The sequence below is a fragment of the Nostoc sp. genome, from assembly GCF_036916735.1.
Taxonomy (GTDB): domain Bacteria; phylum Cyanobacteriota; class Cyanobacteriia; order Cyanobacteriales; family Nostocaceae; genus Nostoc.
Genome location: NZ_JBALFV010000019.1, coordinates 37,050 through 63,726, shown reverse-complemented (window position 1 = coordinate 63,726; position 26,677 = coordinate 37,050). Strand labels below are relative to the sequence as shown.

Below are 26,677 nucleotides of genomic sequence, written 5' to 3'. Positions count from 1 at the left end.
GTCCTGCACGGCGACGAGGGTCTTCAAGTCCTGCGAATGCTTCTATAATTGCTATTTGGCTCACGAGAGTAGATGAATGTTCTGATTTTTCGTGCGGCATTTTACCATATAAATGCTACGTTTAGAATGAAATAGCCCTGCTATATATAAGGGACTTCCAAAGAATAAATTATTTCAAGAAAAACAAGAGACAGGTTTTCTCAATAATGATAATCATTTTAAGGGGTGGGGAGAAAAGGGGTTGCCGAGGGCAACCCCTTTTCTCCCCCTCATCTATGCATGAAGAATTTATACACTTGTCGTCTGCTTTGAAGTTAAACAGTGTAGATAAGGGATGTTTTGTAGCTAAATAAATGGTGTTATTAAAATCAAATAACTTTTGTTTTACTACAACAAATATCAATAAACCAATTACTTAAATTTGGGAAAACTTCATGAGTAGAATCGGTTAGCCGCTCAATCTGTTTTTCAATTTTAGCTATAGCTTTTTTTGTAAGCTTTACCCGATTCTCATAAGTTTTGTGTACTAGCTTAACTACTGGATGAGAACCTTTCCATTTCATAGTACTAGCAAACTTTAAAGCCGTCTCCACTTCATCTAAAATGCTGCCATTCCAATGATTCTCTAGTATTGCCCATGTCCAATCTAATTGGATTATATTTACTATGATATGGAGGGTAGTAAGCTAAACGTATATTTAGTTGATACTTGTGAGCAAAGTCTACTATCTGTTTCATAAATTGGGTACGCAGTGAACTATTCTACGGCCCATTATCTTGATTGATAAGTAGTGTTTTAACTTGAGAAAAACGATGCTTTTCACAAGACCAAAAATCTGATAAGATATCAACGATAAAATCACTTGTAACTTTCGATTCTGTCAAGTACAAAAATAACTCGTCAAGCTCTGGAAAAGATATCCCATAGGAAGTTACAGTTGTTTTTGGATTATAATCATGGTCATCAGCTTTCGCCCCATCACGGCTTTTACCTCCTCTGTAAAATGAGCCAATCTTTACACGCGCTTTTCCATCCATGCTTAGACATAAAACACTTTTTATCTCCCGAAGCGTCTTTGTTTACTATGTCTAATTGCTCGAAGATTGCATCAGTTTGTGGGATTTTTTTTGAGGCTGAACTTTCTTTACCCTTCTGAGCTTGTAACCTAAATTATTTAATTTGACTCGAATTGTTTCTGATGTATGTAAATTTTCATTACTGTAACCCAACTTTTCTATTAATTGCTTTCTGACTTCGGCGGCACTAAGTCTGGTATATAGTCTTTGGCTTTTAAAACTCGATCTGCTTGACTATTAAAGTCAACTAAATTTTTTATGTCTTCTAAAAGATTTGGCAGGTGTTCTTCTGCTTTATAACGTCCTTTTGTGCTCATGTTATCAACAAAAGTAATACCACTTTTTAATTCTCTTGTCCCTTTCCTAATTGTGTCTCGATTCCATCCTAATTCTGATGATGCAAGTCTTTGCCCTCCTAAACCTAAGCCCTGAACTGTCTGTGCCATAAATTTACGCTTGGCTGAACCTTTTAGTTGAAATGCAGTTTCAATCAACAACTTTTTAAGAGAATCAGTTAATACTATAGACATACCACACTCAAAAATCCAATCATTATTCAAATTACTACAAAAGGGGGTGGTGAAAAAGCTGCCGTCGGCAACCCCTTCACCACCCCCTCTAAAAATGATTATCATTGTTGATAAGGGCATAATTTATTTTTTGGAAATCCCTAACTATAATTCTCACTAATGTGAAACCGTAAACAACTGAACTTTAGACTAAGAAGCACAAAATGACTCAGGGAAGCTGAGTTGAAAAGAAGCAAAGTAAAAAATCAAAAAAATAGCAAATCAAGCAGGTTTCGGTTCAGCTTTACGTGAAGAAGAAGTACGCTTTCTAACGATGGGATAGCGAATTCTACGTTGGCGAGACTGTCCCGTTTTCCAGCCAGGAGATTTACCTCGTGGTTTTGGTGGAATGGATGGAGTAGAAACCCTGATCAAAATCCCAGGCATCGCTTGTGCAACCCTTCCAGGAGTAAGAAGAGTCATTTGTTTGTGCCATGAAAGAGGATTGTCATTGACGAGATCACGTGCCAGCCATAACTCCCAAGTCATTAACGGCATCAGGTCACTCCATCAGTCACATTGTTGGGGAGTAGACAATTTGGGCACAGTCCAATGTAAACGCTGCTTGATAAAATGATACCAGTGGTCAACGGCAAAGCGTCGTAAATAGAGTTTCCACAATTGAGATAGAAGTGGCATTTCTTCACCAACAAAAGCCAGCCACATCGGTTTATGGACTCTTGGTGAGCCGTCTTCAAGTAGCCTTTCCACCAGTATAATTGACATCGGATGATGTGGAGAAAGACGAAAATGCTTCCTTGTCCACAGGCGAATCCTGACTCTATTTAGCTTACTATCTTCCTGTTCAATGGTTTGTTCTGGGTCAGACCAGGTACTGACATCATTGAATTTGAATTTATCTCCATGTACCCGTGGTTTCCCCCTACCTGAATATTGTGGTGGTTCTCCTCGTAAACATAGGTTGGAACGTAACCGCATCACTTTATCTGCATGAATGTCAGCCGTTTATCATCACAAATGGCGCACATCCGTATTCACTATCCCATAGTGTAATTGGTCGTGATGGTAAGTCTTTATACACCTGTTTTAACTGCCATACAGCCTTATCTATGGGATTTTCCCAACTGGTGATTCGCTCATGTCTGAGTGGTAATGCCCAACTCCCTTCTGTTTCTGGTATCCAAGCTATGGTACTGTATCCGTATCCGGGGGTGACGGGACGACCACCTTTTCCACCTTGGGCATAATGCTCGTAGGTTCTTTCTTTCAGCGTGGGAGCATCTGGTCTTGACCACACTGTGTGGTCTCCTGCCAGCACTATACGTCCTGGCTTTGGTATATTTTGACTGTACAGTCCCATCAATTTGTGACGCTGTGGTCTTGTATCCTGTGTTGTCTCATAAATACTTGACCACTGACGACGGAACACTGGACACATTGATAATTCTGCCAGACTATATGCATTACGTGTCAGCAATATTGCATCCATCATTTCAAATGTTGCATCCTTTGCCCGACATAAATATTCCTATGCTGCTTGACGAAATTCCTTCAGTTGTGCAAAAACATCCATAGCGGTTGATGAAGATTGGTTGTGCTTTTTTCATCTTCCGTTCTTGGGGTGCTTGTTTTTACTTGCATCCCTTGATTTTTTTGCAGTCCCATTATTTACCATCGCTCTCTTTTAGTCTAAAGTCCAGTAAACAAGGTCTAATTTTCAAAAACAGATATAAAAAAGTATACAACAAGCGTGACAGTTGAGTAGAAAGATTCATAACTAAAAAAGTAATGCTGTGTGGATGATCTATTGAAGGAAGTGACAATAGTAAAATGCGTAGTTAAACAAGCCATAATTACCTAATGATTATCTGACGTTGCTCAATCAAAGTATAAATTGACATTTTTGATATAACTAAACAACGATTATTTGCGCCTTTGCGTCTTTGTGTAAGACTAATTCATACTTTCAATCAGCAACGCCATGAAATATGTTCTGTCTTGGAAAGCACAAGCAACTTAACTCGCAGGAATGGCCCGAAGGATAAATTAAAGGGATGTTCTATCTCTCCTTCATCATCTGACAATAGCCGGAGGTCTAATACATAAATAGCTATTAGACTTTTCGCCTAATAAGGTTTTTAAATTTTTCGATCTAGGCAGGGAAAGGCTTTCAGACTCCAATTTTTATAAAGCGACAAGTCTATTGTTAAGCTGGCTGCGATCGCCTGCACTGGTTGCTGCTCTACCATAATAAACGTAGCATGTAAGGTTTCGTAAGGCATTATATAAACGCGGAATTATTCAATTTAATACGGGTATTTGCCAATACCTCAAGCAATCAAGTAATAATCGAATTGAATACTTCAGCATATCTACGGACTTAGAATAGCATAATGTTTTTCGATGTAATCGTGCTAGATAATGACGTAAATGAGTGTTTTCACCTTCTACTTGGGTCATATATGTTTTACTCACAATATGATCTTCTAGGTTAATAAAACTGGGGTAAATTTTTCATCCATCAGTAACATAAAAGTAGCATTGCCAGCAGCAAACAATGTCCCATAAAGGTTTAAATGCTTCAGTACTGTGGTCTCCTAGAACCAAAGCTAAAATTCCTTTGCAGAAGTGGTTTACTGCTGTCCATAACCAAATTTTGTTTTTTAACCCTACGAAAGTCTCTAGTTCATCCAATTCTCCCATTCTGGGAATCTCCTTGATTGGTGGTGCGTCTGGCAATTTTTCACCAATAAGTTTGAGCCAATAAATTACAGTTGTGTGGTGAACACCTTTGGATTGCTTAATAGCTCGGAATCCGTTACCATTAACGTATGCTTTTAAGCATTCAAGTTTGACCTGATCTGAGTATCTTTTTGGTGGACTGTATATATTTATAAATTGACGACCACAGCTTACACAAATGTGGTTTTGTTTACCTCTTCGTTTGCCATTTTTTCTCATCTCCGTAAATTTGCAGTATGGACAATGCACAGTATTAAACCCTAATTCATCCCTTTATTATGTAACGCTAAAAAATGATATTATAAATCCATAAAAGATAGTTTAAGTAAATATACATGTTGATATAAATAAATTTATTCACTTTGATAGATGTATGGATATACTATTTTGAGTAGAACTATAAGAATTGAAAATTTTGGCAAATATTGTTTAGGTAATTTATGAGTCAAGTATTAACAGCAACACTTACAGAATTGCCAATTAACCAAAATTTTTATTATATATTGAAATGTAAAAAAATCTTTTGGTATCATCCACTTTTGGAAGAAATACTTGGCGATTGGAAATCGCGGTTATACAAACTAGACTTGTCGCTTTATAAAAAATTGGTGTCTGAAAGCCTTTCCCTGTCTAGCTCAAAAAATTTAAAAACCTTATTAGGTGACAAGTCTACTAAATTCGCCTTTGCGGGTTTAAAGCGAGTCTGCGAAGGCAGACTTCGTTTGTGTAGCTCCAGACTTTTAGTCTGAGGGCAATTCGCCAAAACAGGATGCTCCTAATCTTTCTTACCCGCTTTTAAGTTTTTTAAGGAAAAACTATAAAAATTATAATTTATCGTTAATTAAAATTTATTAACAATTATTGAACTTATAAAATTACTGTTAAACACATTTTCAAGTTTGTTATTAACACTAAAGTTAGCTTTTGGTACTTGACTTATGTATGTAGCTTTATGGCCTGGGAATGTATATCCCTTAGGTGCTAGTTGGGATGGCAAAGGCACTAACTTTGCTTTGTTTTCTGAAAATGCAACAGGTGTAGAACTTTGTTTATTTGATGCTGATAATTATGAAATTCGCTTGCCTTTAACAGAAAAAAATAATTTTGTTTGGCACGCTTATCTACCAGGAGTAGGACCTGGACAACGCTATGGGTTTAGAGTACATGGGCCTTGGGCCCCAGAACTTGGTCATCGCTTTAACCCTAATAAACTACTGATTGATCCTTATGCTAAGGCAATTGATGGGGAAATTAGCGATAGTCCAGTTAATTTTGGCTACTCTTTAGATGCACCAGAACAAGATTTAGCTTTTTCTGATTTAGATAATGCCGAAATTATGCCAAAGTGTATTGTTGTTGATCAGTCTTTTGATTGGGGAGATGACAAACTACTTTCTATACCGTGGCACGAAACTATTATTTATGAAACTCACGTTAAAGGCTTTACTAAGCTACATCCAGAAATTCCAGAAGAATTACGTGGTACTTATGCAGGGCTAGCACATCCAGCTGCAATTCAATATCTCCAACAACTAGGAATCACATCTGTAGAATTGATGCCTGTGCATCACTTTTTATCTTCTCCAGGATTTCTGGAGGATAAAGGACTTAAAAACTATTGGGGTTATGATTCCATTAATTATTTGACACCCTACTCGGGTTACAGTGCTAGTGGCTCACTCGGACAACAAGTCACCGAGTTTAAACAGATGGTCAAGAACTTACACTCTGCTGGCATTGAAGTAATTTTAGATGTAGTTTATAACCACACTGGTGAAGGCAATCATTTAGGGCCAACATTGTCACTGCGAGGCATTGATAATGCTGTATACTACCGCTTGGTCAAAGATAATTCCCGTTACTACATGGATTTCACAGGCTGTGGCAACTCTCTGAATGTGCGTCATGCCCAAGTTCTGAAGTTAATCATGGATAGTCTGCGCTACTGGGTAACAGAAATGCATGTTGATGGCTTTCGCTTTGACTTAGCTTCAGCATTAGCACGAGAACTATATGAAGTAGATAATCTCGCAGCTTTTTTTGATATTATTCATCAAGATCCAGTTCTGGCAGATGTGAAGCTGATTGCTGAACCTTGGGATTTGGGAGAAGGCGGTTATCAAGTTGGCAATTTTCCTTTACGCTGGTCTGAATGGAATGGCAGGTATCGTGATACTGTCCGAGATTTTTGGCGTGGTGAGGATGATAGCCTTGGGCAATTTGCTTATTGTTTTACTGGCAGCCCTGATCTTTACCAAGCAAATGGACGTAATCCCAGTGCCAGTATTAATTTTGTCACTGCTCATGATGGCTTTACGCTTAATGATTTGGTCAGCTACAACGAAAAGCATAATCAGGCTAACGGCGAAGATAGCCGGGATGGAGAAAGCTATAACCGCTCTTGGAATTGTGGTGTAGAAGGAGAAACCAATGATCCAGATGTGATCCGCTTACGGCAACGTCAACAGCGCAATTTTTTAGCAACTCTAATGCTGTCTCAAGGCGTACCCATGCTATTAGCAGGAGATGAAATTGGTTGCACTCAGATGGGTAACAATAATGTTTACTGCCAAGATAATGAAATTTCCTGGCGTGATTGGAGTTTACAAAAGTCTAATTCCGAACTCCTAGATTTTGCTCGTGAACTGATTTATTTTCGTCATCAGCATCCAGTATTTCGACGGCGTAAGTGGTTTCAAGGCCGTCCTATCCATGGTTTTGGCATCAGTGATATTGGTTGGTTTAATGCCGATGGTAGCGAAATGACTGAAAAGCAGTGGCTAGTTAGTTATGCTAAAGCTATGGAAATTTTCTTGAATGGCGAGGGTATTGTTACTCCTGGCCCTCGTGGTGAACGGATTATTGATGAGAGCTTTCTGTTATTTTTTAATGCTCACTACGAAACGATTGAGTTTGCCTTACCTAATGTTCTTAATGACAGGGAATGGGAAATAGTTATTAACACCAATGAATCTCGCTTCCTTAGCCCAGGAAAATTGATTATAGGTGAGCAAACTGTGCCAGTTATAGACCGTTCTATAATGGTGTTACGTCGTCTTGCTTAGTAGCACAAAAATACGCTTCTGATAAATAGCGATCGCTTGTTTTTTCTCCATTATTCCTATTCACTTCTTGTATTTATTGTCAATGCGTAAGTTCTACAATAATTTAAAAATATTCGGTTAAAGTAAAACAATTGGCATGATATGATGGCAAAAATGGGAAATTTGGGTGAGATAAATTTTCCCATTTTAGCCAATGTTTGATAACGCTAAACGATAAAATTGGCAACTTTAGAAAAAAGTAACTTTAGCAGAAGAATGAAAGGGAGTTGAGTTTATCAACTCGCTAAAGCTCAATTAACTTGAAGCCCCAAGGTTTGAGAGCTGCTAGAGCTATTTCTATATCTACACCTTCATAAGCCTCCCATTCCAACGGGTGCTCTTTTGGATGTCCGTCGCCGACATTACCTGCAACTTTGATTATCGGACAGTTGGCGATGCGATCGCGCTCCAGCCCTTTTGGAATTGCTAGTTGGATTTTGTGACCGATAAACTTTGCTGTACTTTCATTAGCTACAGATTCACGGATTAAACAAATATCACCAGCAGTTCCCCAAGTAGTTTGGTAAATGTAGAGGAACGATATATAGGTGGCTGGTTTGATGGATCTTTTGAGAATGTGCATTATCTGTAATCCTTATACTATGAGTCAAAAATCATAAATCATACAAGTATTTTCTATCACGTTCGTAGGGAAGAATGTTTTTAATTAACATTTTGCACCTAGCCCAGGTGATTATAAATCGTCTGGTAGAATATAGCAGTTTTCAATTAGTCCGATAGGTTTACGCTCTCTAAATCTAGCGTTAGCCTTTGAAAATGATGTCGTATAGTGACAGCAGAATCTCCACCACAATCAGAATCACCATATATCACTCTACTTGCTGGCTACTGCTATGCTGCATGAACTCCAGCATTGTTTATGCGGTTTGGGTAATTAGCTCTAGTTTGCGTTCTAGGACACCGATTCAGTAATCGCGTCACAAAAGAAAAATCAGCCTAAAGTTGAGTAAAGAAGAAAGGAGAGAATAAAGGAAACGCTTACAAGCTAACGGTTATAGCGATAAACAGACTGTGAGCCATATTTAAAAAAATCTCAAGGAGAGGTATAGCCGGAATTGAGGTAAATTCAGGTAATAAATGTGCTAGTGTAAACCAAAAATTTACGTATGCGACCACGAAATTGGAGTCCACCGATAAAATTATCAGCATTAGAGCAAAGTATCGTTAAGCGGATTAAACGAGCAAAACTGTTTACGTTCTTAAAGCAATATCGTCATCAATTATTTGATCAGCAGTTTCAAAAAGAACTAAGCAAACTTTATGCAGATTCGGCCCAAGGATATCCACCAGTACCACCAACACAGTTGGCGTTAGTAACTATTTTACAAGCGTATACAGGTGCTTCAGATGCAAAAGCAATCGAAGCATTGAGCATGGACAGGCGTTGGCATGGTAGATTGCATAGATTGCGAAATGGCTCCTTTTTCCCAGGCAACACTTGTGAGATTTCGCACGGGATTAATTACCCAAGGTCTTGACTACAGGCTAATTGAGAAAACAGTGGAATTAGCGCAGCAAAGTCATGGTTTTGGCTCAAACGTTTTTTCCCTGGTTTTCGACTGTTACCCTACGTACCGCTAGCAACCTATTAGACCAATACCTCATCAGTGTCTTCTGGATTTTGCGGCATTGCTTGACATCATCTAAAAAGGAGTTTTTGCATTGTTCCCCTATGCTATATTTTACCTGCTGAACTGCTCTGATAGCGATCGCTTCCTTAATTGCCCTAATATCTCCAATGTGATACTGTAGCTTGAGCTACTGACGTGGAGTAGCGCAAATTTGAGCAAATTACTTAGTCTGTATAAATTTATTTGATACTCTCTTAATCCTGGCTTTAAAGTTACTACTTTTAAAGGAGTTAAACTTCATATTTTATAAATAGACTTTACATCTTGACTATTTTTTGGAAAAACATATTAGTCTGCTTCATTATTTCTTGAATTAAAATTCCTTGAGAATACCCATGTAGTAACACATTAAGTGATTGATATTAGAGAAGTAGTTGAAAAATCGAACTTGTCTAATATTATGAATAAAAAATGGGCTGTTAAACGACTTACAATCAATCTCACATCAGGTGAGGCTCAGAAATTAGAAAAATATTGCTCAAACACTGGCAGACCAGCAACCGATGTAATTCGGGAATTAATTCGTTCTCTCGCGACTAAAGATGAAGAATAAAAAACTTAAAAGAAAAGGAAATCACACTGGATAAAACTTAACTAAGAGGGGGAATAAAAGTTTTAGTGAGCATGATGCTAGACAAGACTTGTCAGCAACAGGCAGTTCTTGCAGGAAGAAGGCAAAGAAGAATTGAGACAGGGTATGCTTTGTTGGGGAGAAAGTTTCCCCTTTTCTCCCTGCTTATTGCTCCCCTACCTATAAAGCAATACGCTCAGGTTAAGGCTAAAACTCTTTGCCAAAGTCAATTTTTTTAACGAACCGCCTTTGCAAAGCGTCTCGTAGAGAAGGACATATAGACACGAACGCGAGTGTGTTTCCACAGGTAGGGCTTCCCGCAGGGTAAAATGCAAAGAGAAGGAAGAAATGCTTAACTGAACTGTATTGACCTATAAAAGTCACAGATTTTGGCAAATTGACAACTGATGTTGTACTGTTGGAGCTTCAATAGAGATATGAACAGCATTAGACAGTGAAGAAGTTGTGGTTTAAAACACAGCTTTACTCTGCATCACTTCTCCCGCTCTATGCCAGTTGTTGTGTAAGTGCTGTTGAACGCCTCTAGATGATTGATACAGTATTTAAAAGAGTTCAGTTCCTGCTCTACAACTGGCTATAAATGACATAAAAACTAGATAAAATTTGAGTTTTCTTTAAGAATAAAGCATTATTTATATTTTGGAGTTAAAGAGCGATCGCATTGTAATCGTGCCCTGTCGCCCAATACCATATTCAATCTCCTAACCATCGAACCTCTCAAGAATATCGAAAGCAGTGTATTTATCAACTTGTAGATCATAAAGTACTGCGATCGCATAAATTATAGCGGTTTTCGTTTACGTGACGTACACAATACATCTTGGGATACAATACTGTACTGCATCTGAATGGGAACTACTGTATTCAAATCATTACTAATAGTTTGTTCAGCAACTATCAAGCGAATTTTTCTCTAGTTTTTTATTTAATAAGTAATTTATAGATAAAGCCTCCTTCACAAGCAAATGCTTTAATTTATGTATTTAATAAAGCTTTTACGTAGTTCAACCATATTGGGTAAAAGCATTATTTTTTCATAGGTTAAACCAGAGCTTAACTTTATTGATAACTCAATCTTTTTTATAAAAATTTATGATTTTAATTATAAATATCAGGATAAAAATAGCTTTTTTTATAGCTTGACTTCTAAAATAAAAACAAAAAATTATACCTCCCATTTGGAAGATTTTTTATTCTAAATTATATGTGCATTTAGATACAAATAAATTGTTAGAATTTATTATAAGTCCTTTTCGGTTTGTTTTACGTTGATTAGATAGTTCTGGCTTTTCACCGCATCTGAAAAAGGTCATTTTGAGGGTTTCTCAAGCCCTGATTTTATCATTAGCAGGTAAAAGTCACAGAAAGTTATAATAAAATGACATTTATGGAAGTTTCTGGAACTCTTGCTGGTTTAGATATTCTCGTAGTTGAGGATGATGATGATACTCGCCTATTCATAACTACTGTATTGGAAATGGATGGAGCAAAAGTTATAGCAGTAATATCAGCAGATGCGGCACGCCAAGTTTTATCTGAATTGCAACCCGATGTTTTAATTTCTGATATCGGGTTACCTGGGGAGGATGGTTACACTCTCATCCGCAAAATTCGTGCGCTCAAACCAATCAATGGTGGACGAGTCCCGGCTATTGCTTTAACAGCCTTTGCTGATAGTGAGGATCGTATCCGTGCATTAGAAGGTGGATTTAACACTCATGTATCTAAACCGATTGATCCTGAAGAACTAGTTGAGATAGTGGCTAGCTTGGTTGGTTCTTGTAATTGGTAATTATGAAGAATTATAAAGTATTACTGTTCAATAACTTCCTCTTCCCATTTTTCCCTATTCGTGCAACAAGTAAGTCGGCGTAAATAATTATCGTTGGAATAAGGCAAGGGGTATGCTTGCCGTGAACGTAGCCGAACGGGGGGAGGGAGCAGGGGAAAAAGAGTTTGAGTCTTGTTTACTCTTCTTCACACAGTTTGGTTTTATTGTACCGACTTACTTAACTTTATTTTAAGGCAGATATAGCGGTTCCCATTTAGATGTTATGTGTTATGGTCTACAACATTATATTGCCAGGTGTAAGGGAACGGCAGTGCCAATTGGTATCAACTTAAGCTAAAAATAGCTTAACTGTTGGCTTCCTCATCCGCTTGAAACTTTAGTTCTAAGCGGGACATGACTTTTACGTTAAGTTGACACTTACGCACAGTGCCGTCTCCTTACTGATGTATCTCATATAAACTGATACGGTTGAGTTAAATTAGAAAAATAAATTTGTGTAGATTGGGTTGAGAAACGTAGCAAGCTCCTACAGGTAACCCAACATTTTGGGGTATTTGTTGGGTTTCACTTCGTACCCCTACAGGGAAGCAAGCTACAATTATCTTTAACCCAAGTGTATTGTCATATAAACGAGAAACCCTATATAATAATTTGCTATTTTTAAAAGTTCTCTAATTCAATTTTTGCTGAATCCCTAATGTCTTGATGCCATCGTCCATCTTCACCCAGTCCAGGAATTTCATTGATTCCTAAAGTCTTTCTCAAAGCTAAATATGATTTCCCTTCTTCCGTAATGTGAAAATAGTTTTTTAAATCTCCTTCTCCATCTTGTTGAACTTTTTCAATTCCTTTACCCACAAAATTATTAATAAATCCCATAGCTCTAAGATGTTTCAGTTCAATTCCTAAATTATCGTCAAATTTAAAGTTAAATCCTTTTGGAGAATTAAGCTTAATCAAATGCTTAAGTTCATTGCCATCAATCAGATATCTAACTAAAAATTGCAATGTTGCTGATTGTTGCTCCTGAAGTAAGTCAATCCGCTTTTGTTGTCTATTCAGTTCGGCAATTTGCTCATCTTGCAACTTATTAATATCATCTCTAACTTCTTGCTTGAGTCTCCTTAAGGCAATTCCCGTACCTGAAATTGAGATATCATCTATGTTATCTAGCAAACCTGAGTTAAACAGCAAAATTAAACTAAATATAATAACTTCCGTATTTCCAATTCTACGGTTTTCCTGAGGAACTGGGGTAGGCGTAAGTACGATAAAGAGTAAATACAATAATCCTGTAAGAGACGCTATCTTTAGAAACCACCAGTTCATATTTCGCTTAGGCTTTTCTTTGGGTAAGCTAGCGTTGGAGTCTGGTGGTGACAACGGTTGTTCTGAACTGCGCTCAGATTGGTTAAAAGCTAGTTTTTTGAGCGTTTCTAGCTCTTTATTAGCCATTTGGGTTTCGCTATTTGTTTGTAAACAGATAGATTTTTATTTAATTACACTAGAGGATACGCTGTATTCTTGATGATGTGCTTCATTCTATAGACAGATGGTGTTCTTCCGAAATCAGTAATTTAATTTGGGTAAAAAGCTTTCAAAGGCTAATGCTTGAAGTAAAAATCAAACGGCTTGGCAAATTCATTAGTCATTAATTAAAAATAGTATTTCCAAAAATACTCAATTCTGTATAAGTTTAGGCAAAGGAGCAGGGAGAACAGGAATTGGGGAAAAACTTATTGCAAGTTCTCACTCAAATCACCTTACCTCCCCTGCTCCCCCTGCCTCTATTTCTATCCAATGGTTTAAAACTCTGTAAACAATTACTGGATTAGAAAGAAAACCAACAGTAGCTAAATTGCTCAAAATACTACTAAAGAGCTAAGACACATTCCTTTAATTTAGGTAACATGTCGTTATTTGTTTTAATACTGATGTTCACATAAGACTTAATAGTTGGGAGATTTTCAATGAAAACTAGAAAGTTAGGCAAACAAGGACTGGAAGTTTCACAACTAGGACTTGGTTGCATGGGAATGTCTGAGTTTTATAGTGGTCGTGATGAATCTGAAGCGATCGCCACTATCCATCGTGCTTTGGATCTTGGAGTGACTTTTCTTGACACTGCTGATATGTATGGGCCTTTCACTAATGAGCAATTAATAGGTAGAGCAATTAAGGATCGTCGAGAACAAGTAGTATTAGCAACCAAGTTTGGTAATGTTCGTACTGAAGAAGGTGGTTGGAAAGGAGTTAATGGCAGCCCTGAATATGTGCAGACAGCTTGTGATGCTTCACTTAAACGCTTGGGAGTAGAAGTTATTGACCTGTACTATCAACATCGAGTTGATCCAAACGTGCCAATCGAAGATACTGTAGGGGCAATGGCTCAGTTAGTACAGGCTGGTAAAGTGCGCTATTTAGGGCTGTCGGAAGCTGCTCCAGCAACAATTCGACGAGCTGTGGCAGTTCATCCCATTACGGCGCTACAAACAGAGTATTCTTTGTGGAGCCGCGATCCAGAAGATGAAATTTTACCTACTGTACGAGAACTAGGAATTGGTTTTGTTCCTTACAGTCCTCTTGGTCGTGGGTTTTTATCGGGAGCCATCACTCGTCCTGAAGACCTTGCAGCAGATGATTACCGGAGAAATCATCCCCGTTTTCAGGGCGATAATTTCTCTAAAAACCTGCAATTAGTTGAAAAAGTCAAGGAAATCGCTAATGAAAAGCAAGTCACACCTAGCCAACTTGCTTTGGCATGGCTACTGGCTCAAGGTGAAGATATTGTGCCGATTCCTGGTACAAAGCGGCGCACTTATTTAGAAGAAAACATTGCAGCAACTGAGATTGTTCTAACTACAGATGACCTGAGTCGGATTGAAGCAATAGCAGTAAAGGGGATTACCGCAGGCGATCGCTATCCTGATATGAGTACTGTTAATCGCTAAGAAAGATCCAAAAATAAAAGCTTTCTTCCGTTTCAAGGATATTACTGCGAAAACCCTGATATTTTGGCGCTTTCGCCCTTGACGCATACTCCTGACTTATAGTCATCAGTCTGCGGCTTGTAGAAATCAAATGCGAGATGCTAAAAATAGCACCTCGCAAACCGTACCACCGTTGAGAGTGTCATTGCCCTTATAACCAATGAGGGTATCATTGCCCACACCACCACACAACAAATCGTTACCAGCACCACCGTTGAGAGTGTCATTGCCCACACCACCAATGAGAGTATCATTTCCCGTACCACCCCGCAGGAAGTCGTTGCCACTTTTCCCGTCGATTTTATCATTACCCCCCTGACCATTGACTAGATCATCTGAGTCGTCAAAACCTGTAATGTTATTAGATAGGTCATTGAGGAAGGTTACCGTGTTTTTGATGCCCAGCTTAGTATCAGTAGAGTTGGCAGCAAAGACATTAAAGCTGTTGGTGTGGTGATACTAGCTTGCCCATTAAACAGAATATTGCTGAACGCTGGTGTTGGTCCAGAAGCTTTCAGGTTCTGCAAGTTTTCTAATTTGAAATTTTGCATTCAACAATTGATCGTTCTGGAAATTTAGGGTGTCTACTTCCGCAATGACTGCTGCTGACGGGTTTGTTCCTTTACCGACGCCACCGAAATCAGTAATAGTATCAGTGTTGCTCTCATAGAAGTCGCTGTAAACAAATTCATCCTTGCCACCACCACCAGTCAAAGTGTCGTAGCCCTGTTTACCTGTAATGGTATCGTTACCTGCAAGACCGTTAATCGTGTCCACTTCGTAACTACCCACTAAGGTATCATTACCCTTGGTTCCAATAATATTTGCCATAACTTTTACCTACCTAAATCAATTTTTTCAGTAACTTCAGTTCTCAATCTTGAATTTAGTGCTGTTTTTGGGCAGATAAATTTCCTCCAAGGGTGACGTTTTCGGCAAACTTTATACCTTAAGAGTGAAAAACAGTAATATTCATCAAAGACTCACCTTATAAAAAGCTTTTCTATAGCACTTATCTAACTATCAAAGGATAATAACAGTTTTAAGCGTTATACAAATTCATGAGGACGTGCGTTTAGTCAAACAAATAGTTTCAGGCTTTTTTCACTCATCTTTAATCAACCATAAAAGCTGAAAAAAGCTGGAAAAATCAAGATTGAATGTCTAAAATTTACAATTTATAGTTTGTTTTTTTGTGAATGGGTGATTCCTACTACTGTGAAAATAGAAAAGAGTTCACTCTTGACAGGCAAAAATAATTTTATACCCTCGTTGTGGGCTATTGCCCTTGACTATCTAGCCTGAAAATAGAGAACATCAAAATAACTCTGTACTAACTATATACTACGTACATACTACTGAATTTATTTAAATGTCTTTGCTTAAAGACACATCTTTGCATATTCTTCACATTATTCACTGTTCAATACACGTATAAGTACTTTGATTTATGTATTGCTGAAGGGTTTGGCTTTTTTAGGCGATCACTAACCCGAAATCAACAACAGTTTTCTTCTGTTTTAATACCAAAATCCTTGTAAGAGACGTAGCACTGCTACGTCTCTACATCCAGATTCATACTTGAATTGAGCAACACTTCTTCTTTGATACTTGGATTGTGGTAATCCTAGTTTCAGCTTAAAGTGCTGTAGGAGAAAGAGCTGTCTGCGAAGATAAATTTCTCAAAGCCGGTCGTAGACAAGCTAATGGTGTTTCCATTGCTGTTGAAACCAAAAGTTGCAGAATTAAGAGTGTTGTCAGAAATAACACCAGATACAATGATTTGGGAGCGATTGAAAGCGCTCAGATCCAGGGTATCAAAACCGTCCCCGCCATCAACAGTTGCTTGCCCGAATCCTTTTAAGTAATCATCTCCAGTGCCTAAAGCAATGGTCAAGCCGCCACCGATAGAAACTTTCTGTTTAACTCCATCTATGATACTAATGGCGGTAATTTCATCATTGCCATTGCCAGTTTTGATGGTTCCTTGTCCATAAATGCCGTATGCAGTACCACCAATTGTTGAAGATGCCTGTCCAGTAAGTTTGTCAGAACCATTGTCGGTATCAATGACACCATCATTGAAGATACCATAAGCTGTGGCGTTTGTTCCTGAGCTATTCCCATAACCGATAATAGTGTCTTCGCCTGACCCTGTAGTAATGGTAGCGTCTTTAGTGTTCTGGATGCCGATTCCAGCACCGCCATTGCCGCCGTTGCCTGTGCCGTTGATCGTGTCGTTTCCATCCCCTGCATTCAGGCTACCACCGTTGTTAGCGATGCCAGTGCCTGTACCGCCGACGCCATCGTCTGTGCCGTTGACGCCGTTACCTGTACCGTTGATTGTGTCGTTTCCGTCCCCTGCATTTAGACTGCCATTATTATCAATGCCAGTGCCAGTACCGCTTTTGCCGTCGAAAAAGCTTTCTTCGAAGTTGTCGAAGTAGCCTTTACCGCCGTTGCCTGTGCCGTTGATTATGTCGTTTCCGTCCCCTGCATTCAGACTACCATTATTACCAATGCCAGTGCCATTACCGCCGACGCCACTGTCATTACCGCCGACGCCTTTACCGTTGCTGCCACTACCAGTGCCGATGATCGTATCGTTTCCATCGCCTGCATTCAGACTGCCACTGTTAACAATCCCGATTCCAATAGCGCCGGAATCAAAGGTGTAGCCGTAACCGCTGTTGCCGGCAGTACCGATGCCAGCGATCGTGTCTTTTCCGTCCCCTGTATTAATACTGCCACTGTTGGCAATGCCGATTCCAGTACCGCCGCTCCCACTGTACTTGCCAGAGCTGCCAATGCCCCCAGTCCCAGTGCCAGTAATCGTATCTTCTCCATCTCCGGTATGAAGTTCACCGCTGTTGCTGATACCTGTCCCAGTACCGCCCTGCCTGGGGGCGGAGCCGTCAGTACCAGTGCCGCCATTACCAGTACCGATGATCGTGTCTTGTCCGTTCCCTGCATAAATACTGCCATTGTTAGCGATACCAGTGCCAGTACCGCCGCTGCCGCCGGTGCCATAAGGGTTGCTGGGATCAAGCGTGCCTACGATCCCACCTTCGCCGCCATTACCAGTGCCGACGATCGCATTGTTTCCGTCCCCTGTATTAATATAGCCACTGTTATTGGCGATGCCAGTGCCAGTACCGCCAGTGCCGGACTCGTTGAAGGTTGCACCGTCACCGTTGCCACCCTTGCCACCCTGACCTGTACCAGTGATCGTATCGTTTCCGTCCCCTGTATTAATACTGCCACTGTTGTTGGCGATGCCTGTTCCAGTACCACCTTCACCGCCGTTGTAGCGAAAGGTGTTGGTGTAGCCGCTGCCGCCGCTGCCGCCCTGACCTGTGCCAGCGATCGCATCGTTTCCGTCCCCTGTATTAATACTGCCACTATTATTGGCGATGCCTGTTCCAGTACCGCCTTCACCACCGTTATAGCCGTCCATGCCGTTGTCGCTGACCTTGTAGCCAGTGCCGCCGCTACCGCCCTGACCTGTGCCAGTGATCGCATCGTTTCCGTCCCCTGTATTTAGTTTGCCACTGTTAGCAATGCCAGTGCCAATACCACCGTTGCCGCCAATACCGCCGTTGCTCAAAATGCCGCCGTTGCTCAAACTGTCGTGGGCGTCACCGCCCTTGCCGCCAGTACCAATGCCAGAGATACTGTCTTTCCCCTCCCCTGTATTTAGTTTGCCACTGTTAGTAATGCCAGTGCCAGTATCACCGTTGCCGCCGTTGCCGTCGTTGCCCAAAGCCTCACCGCCGTTGCCACCCTGACCTGTGCCAGAGATACTGTCTTTTCCCTTCCCTGTATTTAGTTTGCCACTGTTAGTAATGCCAGTGCCAATACCACCGTTGCCGCCATTGCCGTCGTTGCCCAAACCGTCGCCGCCGTTGCCGCCCTGACCTGTGCCAGAGATAGTGTCTTCTTGGTTACCTGCATTCAGTTCGCCACTGTTGCTGATACCAGTGCCAGTACTGCCGTTATTACTGTCGGCGCTGCTACCGCCAATACCAGTACCAGTGCCAGAGATAGTGTCTTTTCCTGACAGTGTACGAATGTAACCTCCAGTTAAAATATCAATACCAATTGCCAGAGATACATTTAACTCTTGTCCGATTAAAGTATCGCTACAGTGGGTACCGATGAAATTGGGTGGAACAGTAAGTCTAGACATGATCAAAATCCTCTAAATTAGATTAGTACTGTGGCTTTACTGATTCAAATGATGAATCACTCTCTCAAAAAAATTCCCGAAATCCTTTCTCCAAGGGTCAAAATTCAAGCTTTCGTATTTATAGTTTCCTGTGTGGATTTTGGGGCAGTATCTTGCTCAACTTGGCGTGTCTACTGAGTTGACATTTGCTATTTTAAATAAGTTGCTTCATTACTTGCCATAATTGCTGAACGGTTACGCTTTTTTAGGCGATCGCTTACTCGAAATCAACAACAGCCAAGTTTTTCAATTACGAACAACAAACCCTGTGGAAATTAAACCTTTAAGGATTGTGCAGTTAACCAGACACACAGATTAGAGTAATATAGCAACGGTGGTATCATTGCATCAAAATGATACTGTAATTTCTCTAGATATAGAATTCTATCGCCCTGCCAACGGTAGATTATTTCTGAAAGGAGTTTGCTGCAATGTCCACAACATCTACTACTCGACTGATTTTAGAGACTTTACTCCCCCATCTGAAAGTAGCAGCAGCCTATGCCCATTTTCTTCAACCAAAAATTGCTGCACTTCCCGCCAAAGAACAAGGAAACAACTTTTTTAGTGCAGCACTTACTGATGCAGATGTGGCTATTCAAAATTTGGTAGAAGTAGTACTACTGGGCACTTTCCCAGAGATTGGCTTTTATGGTGAAGAATATGAAAGTTCTAACAATACTAAATATTTTTGCGCTACCGACCTCGGTTCAAAAGGTGATTATTTAGTCACACTCGACCCAATCGATGGCACGAAGTTTTACCTGGATGGACATTCTAATTACCAAATTATTCTCAGTATTCTAAATTCGGATGACTTTGAAGCAGTAATCGCTATTTCCCCTGCCCAAAATGTTTATTTTTACGCTCTCCGAGGTGAAGGTGCTTTTCAAGGGACGCTGGAGATGAGTTTAGAAGCCTGTGCCCCGTTACACATAACATCTGCCAAACCTTCTATTTTGTTGGGATGGGGAATGAATGCGATCGCACATTTATTAAAAGGTCAATATAAAGTAATCGATATAGCAACTGATTACTCTAGTGATATTCAAATTCCTAATCTCAATGGGATTCTCAGTGGCGACTTGAGTGGAGCAGTCATCAAATCGGGTAAATTTATTGATAGTGCTGCACTTGCTTTTATTGTGAGAGAAGCTGGCTGGATTGTAACTACTCTGGACGGTTCGACTTTACCACCACTGCATACTTGTGAAAACTATACTATGCCTGGATTGATAATAGCTGCCTCAGAATCTGTTCATCAAGACCTACTGAAAGCGATGCAAAGCTTTAGGAGTGTTGAGTAATATCATGTCCGCTTGATTACTTATTAAACCCGAATTACTCCATCCCGTTAAAGCTGCGCTTTGTCTCCCCTTGGCAAAGCTACGGTGTACACACAAGTCTTTTCGTTCACAACACAAGTCTTTTCGTTCACAACACAAGCACTTTCGTTCACAACACGAGCACTTTCGTTCACAACACGAGCACTTTCGTTCACAACACAAGCACTTTCGTTCACAACACGAGCACTTTCGTTCACAACACGAGCACTTTCGTTCACAACACAAGTCTTTTTTCAGCCAATGAGTGAATGAAACAACTTTGCTTTCCAAAAGGGGTTGGGGGGATCAAAAGGCTGTAGGGCAACTTTCCAATACTTGTGTATACACCGTAGCCCCTTGGCAAGGGGAGGGGATTAAGGGGAGTGTAGTCTTCTCACATTGGGAGAGGCTACAAGAGGTTTCCCCAAGTAGAGCATCTGGCGTGTGGGGTGCAATGACTAGGAATCATAACGAATTACTCAGACATGATATAAGAAGTAATGAGTAATTTGACAAAATGAAAATCTGTATTGTTGGCGCGGGTGCGATAGGTGGATATTTAGGAGCAAAACTGGCACTAGCGGGTGAAGAGGTGACGTTAATCGCTCGTGGTTCTCATTTGGAGGCAATTCAAAAAAATGGGCTAAAGTTGCTTATGGCAGATGGTTCGAGCCAAATTGCTACTCCATTTCTGGCAACTAGTGATATTCAGGTAGCGGGGCCGCAAGATGTAGTAATTTTAACTGTAAAGTCTCACAGTGTAGCCGCGATCGCACCTCTTCTACCTGCACTCTACAATTCTCACACAATAGTGGTAACAGCCCAAAATGGCGTTCCTTGGTGGTACTTTCGCAAGTATGGCGGTGAGTATGAAGGTACGCAGATTCAATCTGTTGACCCAGATGGGATTATTGAAGCTAATATCAGTGCTAAACGCGCCATTGGTTGTGTAGTTTACCCGGCAACTGAGATAATTGAGCCAGGTGTGATTAAGCATATTGAAGGCGATCGCTTTACTCTCGGTGAAATCGACGGCACTAAAACAGAACGCATTCAATTATTAGCACAGACTCTCAAACAGGCAGGATTCAAAGCACCAATCCGCAACCAAATTCGCACGGAAATTTGGATTAAGTTGTGGGGAAATGTGGCATTTAATCCGATCAGTGCTTTAACTGGTGCTACTTTAGAGGATATTTGTCGTTATCCCCTCACCCGTGAACTAGCGCGGCAAATGATGAGTGAAACTCAAGCGATCGCCGAAAATTTGGGTATAAAGTTTGGCATCACTTTGGAGGCGCGAATTAGTGGGGCAGAAAATGTTGGTGCCCACAAAACTTCAATGTTACAAGATATTGAAGCTGGACGCTCCATAGAGATAGATGCTATTGTTGGCGCGGTGGCAGAATTGGGAAAACTTACTCAAATTCCCACACCTTATATTGATGCTATATATGCCAGCGTTAAGTTGCTGGAGGCGACTAAACAAAAAAGTCTATTTAATAAAAGGTAAAAGGTCAAACTCTTGACGAATTTCTAACAGTGAACGGTCTAACATTGGTTCAAAGTTAAGAAACGGGACGAAAATTTTATGATTGCGAGTTTTTCGCCACATTGAAATAAACTCTGGCATTAATCGCACTAATTTAAAAAAGATGGAACTGTACAACCAAATCACACCATGACGTTTGATCAAGTCTTCGTACATCACATTCACAGATGGATTTTGGCGTTCACGCAACCAATCTCTAAATTTGAAGTCACTTGTCCAAAATGTCAGAGGCAAAATCTTAAGTTCATCATACATATCTGTATCACAGCCATAAATGACGTGACTAGCATCATGAGCAAGCAAGATTTTGGCAAAATCCTCTGGTTGAGTACTGGGATGAGTGAGATCCAAATTGACCGCGTAGTATTCCTCCAGCCCTTGACGTAAAGTTTGAGTGCTATTTTTGTTGGTATATTGGGGTCGAGTTCGCAAAGACATAGGTTTGCCAATAATATTATCGATACTAACAGTATCGATAATATTAAATACAAATGTCAATCACATTTGTAGCTTGTCAGAGAGAAAAATTAATATGAAGTTCTTGCTACATGAGTGAACCTGCTAAAAAGCGACCTGGAAGACCTCGCAGTATTGAGTCTCATCAGGCAATTCTCCAAGCGACAATTGATTTGCTGATAGAGGTTGGTTTTACTCAGATGAGTGTTGATGCGATCGCCGCTCGTGCTGGAGTAGGCAAAACCACGATTTATCGACGATATAGTTCCAAGGAAGAGTTGATTGCAGATGCCATTGAAAGTCTTAGACAAGAAGTTGTGATACCTAATACAGGTAGTTTCTGGGGTGACATTGATTCTCTGATTGAGAGTGCTGCACAACTTACACTCAACTCTTTAGGAAAACAGACCGTTGCCATGATTGTTAGCACTGCATTAACCAATCCTCAGTTCGCTCAGATGTATTGGACAAAATATCTACAGCCTCGACGGGAAGCTTTTGCGATCGTGCTAAAACGTGCGAAAGAGCGAGGCGAATTTCAAGCCGATGCCGACTCTAATTTATTCTTCGACACAATCAGCAGTATTATGCTTTATGCATCAGTTTTTCCACCTGGTGAAGAATCGTGGAGTGCTTATGTTCGCCGTCTTCTAGATTTTCTGCTAAAAGATAAAGTGGTTTAAAAAAATAAGTGCAGATTCAAAAGCTTCTGCACAAAACTTTTATATACACTAAAATATTTGGCTAGCTGCTAATATGACCCTTCTTTTTTAGAGGCTGTCTCTAAAGAAATATCAAGTTCATGAAAAAAAAATTATGGCTATTAACGACACTGGTTCTAACAGTAGTAGGAATCATTATCATCACAGGACATAGTAATTCTCTAAAAGCTGCTTCATCTTTAGGGAAAGACACGCTGACGATGATTACTTCCCCAGATTATCCTCCTTATGAGTTTTATGATACGAAAGGAGGCGATCGCCAAATCGTTGGCTTTGATATAGATATAGCCAAAACCCTTGCTGAAAAACTAGGGTTTAAACTTAAAATAATGGAATCCGATTTTAATGGCTTAATTCCTGCACTCCAAGCAAATCGCGCTGACTTTGTCATGGCTGGAATGACTCCGACTCCAGAACGTCAGAAAAATGTTGATTTTTCAATTATTTATTACGAAGCTAAAGATACGATTGTCGCTCCTAAAGGTAGTAACCTAAAGCAGTCCCAAAACTTATCAGGAAAAAAGGTTGGGGTGCAACTAGGAACGATACAAGAACAAAATGCTCAGAAAATTGCTAAAAAAGTTGCAGGTATTCAGCTAAAGCAACTCAATAAAGTGCCGGAAGTAGTTCAGGAAATCAAATCTGGGCGAATTGATGCAGCAATTGTTGAGGATACCGTCGCTAAAGGATTTGCCCAAGCTAACCCAGATTTAGAATTTAATATTATTCCTTCAGAGGAAGCAAGTGGATCGGCGATCGCTTTTCCCAAAGGTTCTTCTTTTGTAGAACCGTTTAACAAAGTCCTTCAAGAAATGAAAGACGATGGCACATTAAATAAACTAGTAACCAAGTGGTTTTCACAGAATACTACCGCTAATTCTGCATCTTCAACTCCTACCAAAGGCGGATTAAATCTCGATTTTACCAGAATTATTCCAGACATTCCCTTTATTCTTCGGGGAATCCCTTTAACTTTGTTGTTTACGCTATTATCTGTATCCTTAGGGTTAATCTGGGGAACAATCCTGTCTCTATTAAAAATTATCGGCATCAAGCCGCTTACCTGGCTTGCTAACGCCTACACCTCTGTTTTTCGAGGCACACCTTTGTTATTACAGTTGGCGTTAGTTTACTATGCAACACCGCAGCTTACAGGCTATGACATTTCAGCACTAGAGGCTGGGGTGCTAACTTTTACCCTAAATTCTGGCGCTTATATGTCGGAAACCATCAGGGGTGGGATTCAGGCGGTGGATAAAGGGCAAAGTGAAGCGGCGATGTCTATGGGTGTTCCTTATTGGTTGATGATGTGGGATGTGATTTTGCCCCAAGCATTGAAGAATATTCTCCCCGCATTGGTGAATGAAACTATCGGATTGCTCAAAGATTCCGCACTGGTTTCAACAATTGGGGTAGTGGAAATATTACGTAGCGCTCAAATCGTTGGTGCAAATAAGTATATTTATTTTGAACCACTGCTATTTGCAGGGTTAATCTACTATGTTTTGGTAATGGGTATGACCTTGGGTGCATCCGCTTTAGAAAGGAGATTACGGCAAAGTGAATAATGTAGTAATTCGCACGGAATTCTTATCTAAATCCTTTGGCAAACTCGACGTACTCAAAGATATTTCCACTGAGTTTTATCAGGGGGAAGTAGTTGCCATATTAGGCCCTTCTGGTTCAGGTAAGTCTACCTTTCTGCGATGCATAAACTTACTAGAACAACCCACCAGAGGCAGAATCTACTTTCACGAGCAAGAAATCACCAAGCCTAAAGCAAACATCGCTAAAGTGCGCCAGCATTTGGTGATGGTATTTCAACATTTTAATTTATTTCCCCACATGAGTGTGCTGCAAAATGTCACCTACGCACCCATAAAGGTGAAAGGAATAAATAAGCAAAAAGCAGAAGAACATGGCTTAGAATTGCTTGCTAAGGTAGGTTTAGAGCCAAAAGCTGATGTGTACCCATCCAAACTATCCGGGGGACAGAAACAGCGAGTAGCGATCGCCCGTGCATTAGCAATGGAACCAGAGATGATTTTGTTTGATGAACCCACTTCTGCCCTAGATCCAGAAATGGTTAAAGATGTGCTGGAAGTGATCAAAGCTTTAGCACTTTCTGGAATGACAATGGCGATTGTCACTCATGAAATGGGCTTTGCAAGAGTTGTTGCCAATCGGATTATGTTCCTCGACCAGGGAAGTTTAGCGGAAGATACTACTCCTAGCGAGTTTTTTCAAAATCCTAAGTGTGATCGCGCTAAACAGTTCTTGGAAAAAATGCTTTAAAACAATTGAAATTCGCCGCTTTTTTGTATTATTGAAACTTTTCCATAACAGGGCGATCGTTTGGCATTAAATTAGGTAAGTCTGCCAAATCAAAAAATTCCAGGTTTTATAAAATCAATGTTTCGAGTTTTGCCTGTACTTCTTCTATTAAATCTTGTGAAACGCTTTCAACAAATTTTACCTTTCTAGCTTTCCAATCGAGTGTTTTAATTTGGTCGGCTAACACAACTCCTTTTGTTTGCATTTCCTTAACAAGTGGAACTTCAAAACTAAGCCCTTTTGCCTTGCTGGTTATAGGACACGCTAAAACTAAAGAAGCTATTCGATTGTATTGAATTGGAGATATAACAAGAACAGGGCGGTAGCCCATTTGCTCCCGCCCTTGTTGTTGTAATTCATTGTTCATTGTCCTAGCAATGTCATCAAATGACATTCCTGATGTGTAAAGGGCAAATGCACGCTGAATTGAATCAACTGTAAACTGCTGTGTTGCTCCAAATTCTAATTTGATAATATCTCCTCTATTAGGAAAGTATGGATTAACTACCAATCTTCATTCCCCAAAGCGTTTCCAGTTTCAAACTCAGGATGAAATTTCTCAGGAGTCATACCTTCAAGCAACTCATCAAGGGTATACTTTTTTCTTTTTTGTGATGTAATTATAATATTGTTACCTTCCACACTAAACTCTATACCTGTGCCTTCGGTTATATGTGCTTGTTGGGCGATCACTCTTGGAATCCGAATAGCTAAACTATTTCCCCATTTAGCAACAACTGCCGTCATAGCTATCTCCAAATATTTTGTTAGCGATTTACACGCCCGAACTTTAGATTTTCGCAGTAAAACACTTTTAAAAACTTAGTCTGACGTATATACTTTGAAGATACAGGTTTGATTAGCGGGTGTCAACACCCCCTTGTAAGCGAAGAGGGAATGTATAAAGAAAATCTAAAGGTAGCAAATAGCGATCGCCTGAAAACAGGATAATGCAGCTAAACAGGTTAATTTTTCCCATTCAACCTAGAATTATGGCATCTACACCTAAAATCCTCGCCTTTGCAGGCAGCACCCGGATTGAGTCTTACAACAAAAAACTGGTAAAAATCGCGGCGGCTGGCGCGAAGGCAGCTGGTGCAGAAGTGACTTATCTAGACCTCCGCGATTTGCCCTTACCTCTTTATGATGAAGATTTGGAAGCTCAAGAAGGACTACCTGCTAACGCCCGCACTTTTAAGGACTTGATGATTTCTCATCAAGGATTGCTGATTGCTTCACCGGAATATAACAGTTCACTCACAGCAGTTTTGAAGAACGCCATTGACTGGGCATCTCGTCCATATCCAAATGAAGCACCTTTGGCTTTGACTGCTTTTGTAGGTAAGGTTGCTACTATTATGAGCGCTTCTCCAGGCGCTCTTGGTGGTTTACGGGGATTGGTTCACCTGCGAGCTATTTTGGGAAACATCAAAGTTTTGGTACTTCCCGACCAGATAGCTGTATCCAAAGCTTATGAAGCCTTTAATGCTGATGGCACGTTAAAAGATCCTAAACAGCAGCAATCTATTGAAAAGCTAGGTGATGGCTTAACAAAGATATTGCTGAAGCTTAATTAAACTC

The 26,677-nt window shown here is 40.1% G+C and carries 27 protein-coding genes and 3 pseudogenes; 12 read left to right on the top strand and 18 right to left on the bottom strand.

Translation table 11 applies throughout. The features are described 5' to 3' along the window. Window positions 1–368 precede the first annotated feature (368 nt). From V7L20_RS32505 to V7L20_RS04970, 8 genes and pseudogenes are all read right to left on the bottom strand, one after another. On the bottom strand, window positions 369–632 hold the full coding sequence (locus V7L20_RS32505) for an ISAzo13-like element transposase-related protein (RefSeq protein WP_442943508.1): 264 nt from the start codon (window positions 630–632) through the stop codon (window positions 369–371). After that, window positions 595–1,245, bottom strand: a pseudogene (locus V7L20_RS32500) (ISAzo13-like element transposase-related protein); the annotation flags it as partial. The pseudogene V7L20_RS32500 and the gene V7L20_RS32505, both read right to left, overlap by 38 nt. After that, on the bottom strand, window positions 1,239–1,727 hold the full coding sequence (locus V7L20_RS32495) for a hypothetical protein (protein WP_442943507.1): 489 nt from the start codon (window positions 1,725–1,727) through the stop codon (window positions 1,239–1,241). The pseudogene V7L20_RS32500 and the gene V7L20_RS32495, both read right to left, overlap by 7 nt. A gap of 141 nt (window positions 1,728–1,868) precedes the next feature. Further along, complete coding sequence (locus V7L20_RS04990; protein ID WP_334743002.1) at window positions 1,869–2,069, bottom strand: hypothetical protein; 201 nt, start codon at window positions 2,067–2,069, stop codon at window positions 1,869–1,871. An 87-nt stretch (window positions 2,070–2,156) separates the two neighbouring features. Next, window positions 2,157–2,585 carry a hypothetical protein gene (locus tag V7L20_RS04985; RefSeq protein WP_334743001.1) on the bottom strand — a complete coding sequence of 143 codons (429 nt, stop codon included), beginning with the start codon at window positions 2,583–2,585 and terminating at the stop codon, window positions 2,157–2,159. A 19-nt stretch (window positions 2,586–2,604) separates the two neighbouring features. Then, the gene (locus V7L20_RS04980; RefSeq protein ID WP_334743000.1) at window positions 2,605–3,099 is read right to left on the bottom strand and encodes a transposase; all 495 of its coding nucleotides are present in this window, start codon (window positions 3,097–3,099) and stop codon (window positions 2,605–2,607) included. A 646-nt stretch (window positions 3,100–3,745) separates the two neighbouring features. Beyond that, window positions 3,746–3,889 carry a hypothetical protein gene (locus V7L20_RS04975; RefSeq protein WP_334742999.1) on the bottom strand — a complete coding sequence of 48 codons (144 nt, stop codon included), beginning with the start codon at window positions 3,887–3,889 and terminating at the stop codon, window positions 3,746–3,748. A gap of 19 nt (window positions 3,890–3,908) precedes the next feature. After that, window positions 3,909–4,598 (bottom strand): annotated as a pseudogene (locus V7L20_RS04970) (IS1 family transposase). A gap of 191 nt (window positions 4,599–4,789) precedes the next feature. Between V7L20_RS04970 and V7L20_RS04965 the strand changes: the two are divergent. Together V7L20_RS04965 and glgX are read left to right on the top strand one after the other, a co-directional pair. Beyond that, window positions 4,790–5,098, top strand: a complete 309-nt coding sequence (locus V7L20_RS04965; RefSeq protein WP_334742998.1) for a hypothetical protein — start codon at window positions 4,790–4,792, stop codon at window positions 5,096–5,098. Window positions 5,099–5,287: 189 nt separating this feature from the next. Then, entirely contained in the window at window positions 5,288–7,414 is a 2,127-nt protein-coding gene (gene glgX / locus V7L20_RS04960; protein ID WP_334742997.1) for a glycogen debranching protein GlgX, read from the top strand. 283 nt (window positions 7,415–7,697) lie between these two features. Here glgX and V7L20_RS04955 read toward each other — a convergent pair whose 3' ends face one another. Further along, window positions 7,698–8,036, bottom strand: coding sequence for a hypothetical protein (locus V7L20_RS04955; RefSeq protein WP_334742996.1), 339 nt, complete (start codon window positions 8,034–8,036; stop codon window positions 7,698–7,700). Between the two features lie 544 nt (window positions 8,037–8,580). Here V7L20_RS04955 and V7L20_RS04950 point away from each other — a divergent pair. Next, window positions 8,581–8,952, top strand: a complete 372-nt coding sequence (locus tag V7L20_RS04950) for a hypothetical protein (protein ID WP_442943506.1) — start codon at window positions 8,581–8,583, stop codon at window positions 8,950–8,952. A gap of 55 nt (window positions 8,953–9,007) precedes the next feature. On the opposite strand, the gene V7L20_RS04945 is transcribed toward V7L20_RS04950, so the two are convergent. Beyond that, window positions 9,008–9,148 carry a reverse transcriptase N-terminal domain-containing protein gene (locus V7L20_RS04945; RefSeq protein WP_334743004.1) on the bottom strand — a complete coding sequence of 47 codons (141 nt, stop codon included), beginning with the start codon at window positions 9,146–9,148 and terminating at the stop codon, window positions 9,008–9,010. Window positions 9,149–9,505: 357 nt separating this feature from the next. On the opposite strand from V7L20_RS04945, the gene V7L20_RS04940 reads away from it, so the two are divergent. Together V7L20_RS04940 and V7L20_RS04935 are read left to right on the top strand one after the other, a co-directional pair. After that, window positions 9,506–9,658 carry a CopG family transcriptional regulator gene (locus V7L20_RS04940; RefSeq protein WP_334742995.1) on the top strand — a complete coding sequence of 51 codons (153 nt, stop codon included), beginning with the start codon at window positions 9,506–9,508 and terminating at the stop codon, window positions 9,656–9,658. A gap of 1,426 nt (window positions 9,659–11,084) precedes the next feature. Then, window positions 11,085–11,489 carry a response regulator gene (locus V7L20_RS04935; protein ID WP_334743003.1) on the top strand — a complete coding sequence of 135 codons (405 nt, stop codon included), beginning with the start codon at window positions 11,085–11,087 and terminating at the stop codon, window positions 11,487–11,489. Window positions 11,490–12,149: 660 nt separating this feature from the next. Here the strand turns inward: V7L20_RS04935 and V7L20_RS04930 are convergent. After that, window positions 12,150–12,944 (bottom strand): hypothetical protein, encoded by a 795-nt coding sequence (locus tag V7L20_RS04930; protein WP_334742994.1) that lies wholly within the window; start codon window positions 12,942–12,944, stop codon window positions 12,150–12,152. A gap of 515 nt (window positions 12,945–13,459) precedes the next feature. Here V7L20_RS04930 and V7L20_RS04925 point away from each other — a divergent pair. Continuing rightward, a complete protein-coding gene (locus V7L20_RS04925; RefSeq protein ID WP_334742993.1) occupies window positions 13,460–14,440 on the top strand; it encodes an aldo/keto reductase in 981 nt (326 codons plus the stop codon). A gap of 126 nt (window positions 14,441–14,566) precedes the next feature. Here V7L20_RS04925 and V7L20_RS04920 read toward each other — a convergent pair whose 3' ends face one another. The 4 genes and pseudogenes from V7L20_RS04920 to V7L20_RS04905 form a co-directional block, all read right to left on the bottom strand. After that, the gene (locus V7L20_RS04920; RefSeq protein WP_334742992.1) at window positions 14,567–14,713 is read right to left on the bottom strand and encodes a calcium-binding protein; all 147 of its coding nucleotides are present in this window, start codon (window positions 14,711–14,713) and stop codon (window positions 14,567–14,569) included. Window positions 14,714–14,719: 6 nt separating this feature from the next. Further along, window positions 14,720–14,836: pseudogene (locus tag V7L20_RS04915) on the bottom strand (hypothetical protein); the annotation flags it as partial. Between the two features lie 114 nt (window positions 14,837–14,950). Continuing rightward, window positions 14,951–15,310, bottom strand: a complete 360-nt coding sequence (locus V7L20_RS04910; RefSeq protein WP_334742991.1) for a M10 family metallopeptidase C-terminal domain-containing protein — start codon at window positions 15,308–15,310, stop codon at window positions 14,951–14,953. Between the two features lie 802 nt (window positions 15,311–16,112). Beyond that, on the bottom strand, window positions 16,113–18,668 hold the full coding sequence (locus tag V7L20_RS04905) for a beta strand repeat-containing protein (RefSeq protein WP_334742990.1): 2,556 nt from the start codon (window positions 18,666–18,668) through the stop codon (window positions 16,113–16,115). Between the two features lie 470 nt (window positions 18,669–19,138). Between V7L20_RS04905 and V7L20_RS04900 the strand changes: the two genes are divergently transcribed. After that, window positions 19,139–20,014 carry an inositol monophosphatase family protein gene (locus V7L20_RS04900; RefSeq protein WP_334742989.1) on the top strand — a complete coding sequence of 292 codons (876 nt, stop codon included), beginning with the start codon at window positions 19,139–19,141 and terminating at the stop codon, window positions 20,012–20,014. A 535-nt stretch (window positions 20,015–20,549) separates the two neighbouring features. After that, entirely contained in the window at window positions 20,550–21,545 is a 996-nt protein-coding gene (locus V7L20_RS04895) for a 2-dehydropantoate 2-reductase (RefSeq protein WP_334742988.1), read from the top strand. Here the strand turns inward: V7L20_RS04895 and V7L20_RS04890 are convergent. After that, window positions 21,528–22,082, bottom strand: a complete 555-nt coding sequence (locus V7L20_RS04890; RefSeq protein ID WP_334742987.1) for a hypothetical protein — start codon at window positions 22,080–22,082, stop codon at window positions 21,528–21,530. The genes V7L20_RS04895 and V7L20_RS04890 overlap by 18 nt on opposite strands. A 50-nt stretch (window positions 22,083–22,132) precedes the next feature. Here V7L20_RS04890 and V7L20_RS04885 point away from each other — a divergent pair, with 50 nt between their 5' ends. From V7L20_RS04885 to V7L20_RS04875, 3 genes are all read left to right on the top strand, one after another. Then, the gene (locus V7L20_RS04885; protein WP_334742986.1) at window positions 22,133–22,723 is read left to right on the top strand and encodes a TetR/AcrR family transcriptional regulator; all 591 of its coding nucleotides are present in this window, start codon (window positions 22,133–22,135) and stop codon (window positions 22,721–22,723) included. A 119-nt stretch (window positions 22,724–22,842) separates the two neighbouring features. Further along, entirely contained in the window at window positions 22,843–24,330 is a 1,488-nt protein-coding gene (locus tag V7L20_RS04880; RefSeq protein WP_334742985.1) for an ABC transporter permease subunit, read from the top strand. After that, window positions 24,323–25,057: an amino acid ABC transporter ATP-binding protein gene (locus V7L20_RS04875; RefSeq protein ID WP_334742984.1), complete on the top strand. Its 735-nt coding sequence runs from the start codon at window positions 24,323–24,325 to the stop codon at window positions 25,055–25,057. The genes V7L20_RS04880 and V7L20_RS04875 overlap by 8 nt, the downstream gene beginning before the upstream one ends. 106 nt (window positions 25,058–25,163) lie before the next feature. On the opposite strand, the gene V7L20_RS04870 is transcribed toward V7L20_RS04875, so the two are convergent. Together V7L20_RS04870 and V7L20_RS04865 are read right to left on the bottom strand one after the other, a co-directional pair. Then, a complete protein-coding gene (locus V7L20_RS04870) occupies window positions 25,164–25,607 on the bottom strand; it encodes a type II toxin-antitoxin system PemK/MazF family toxin (protein ID WP_334742983.1) in 444 nt (147 codons plus the stop codon). Further along, complete coding sequence (locus tag V7L20_RS04865; protein ID WP_334742982.1) at window positions 25,601–25,843, bottom strand: AbrB/MazE/SpoVT family DNA-binding domain-containing protein; 243 nt, start codon at window positions 25,841–25,843, stop codon at window positions 25,601–25,603. The genes V7L20_RS04870 and V7L20_RS04865 overlap by 7 nt, the downstream gene beginning before the upstream one ends. Window positions 25,844–26,046: 203 nt before the next feature. Here V7L20_RS04865 and V7L20_RS04860 point away from each other — a divergent pair, with 203 nt between their 5' ends. Beyond that, complete coding sequence (locus V7L20_RS04860) at window positions 26,047–26,673, top strand: NADPH-dependent FMN reductase (protein ID WP_334742981.1); 627 nt, start codon at window positions 26,047–26,049, stop codon at window positions 26,671–26,673. The last annotated feature ends 4 nt before the right edge of the window (window positions 26,674–26,677 follow it).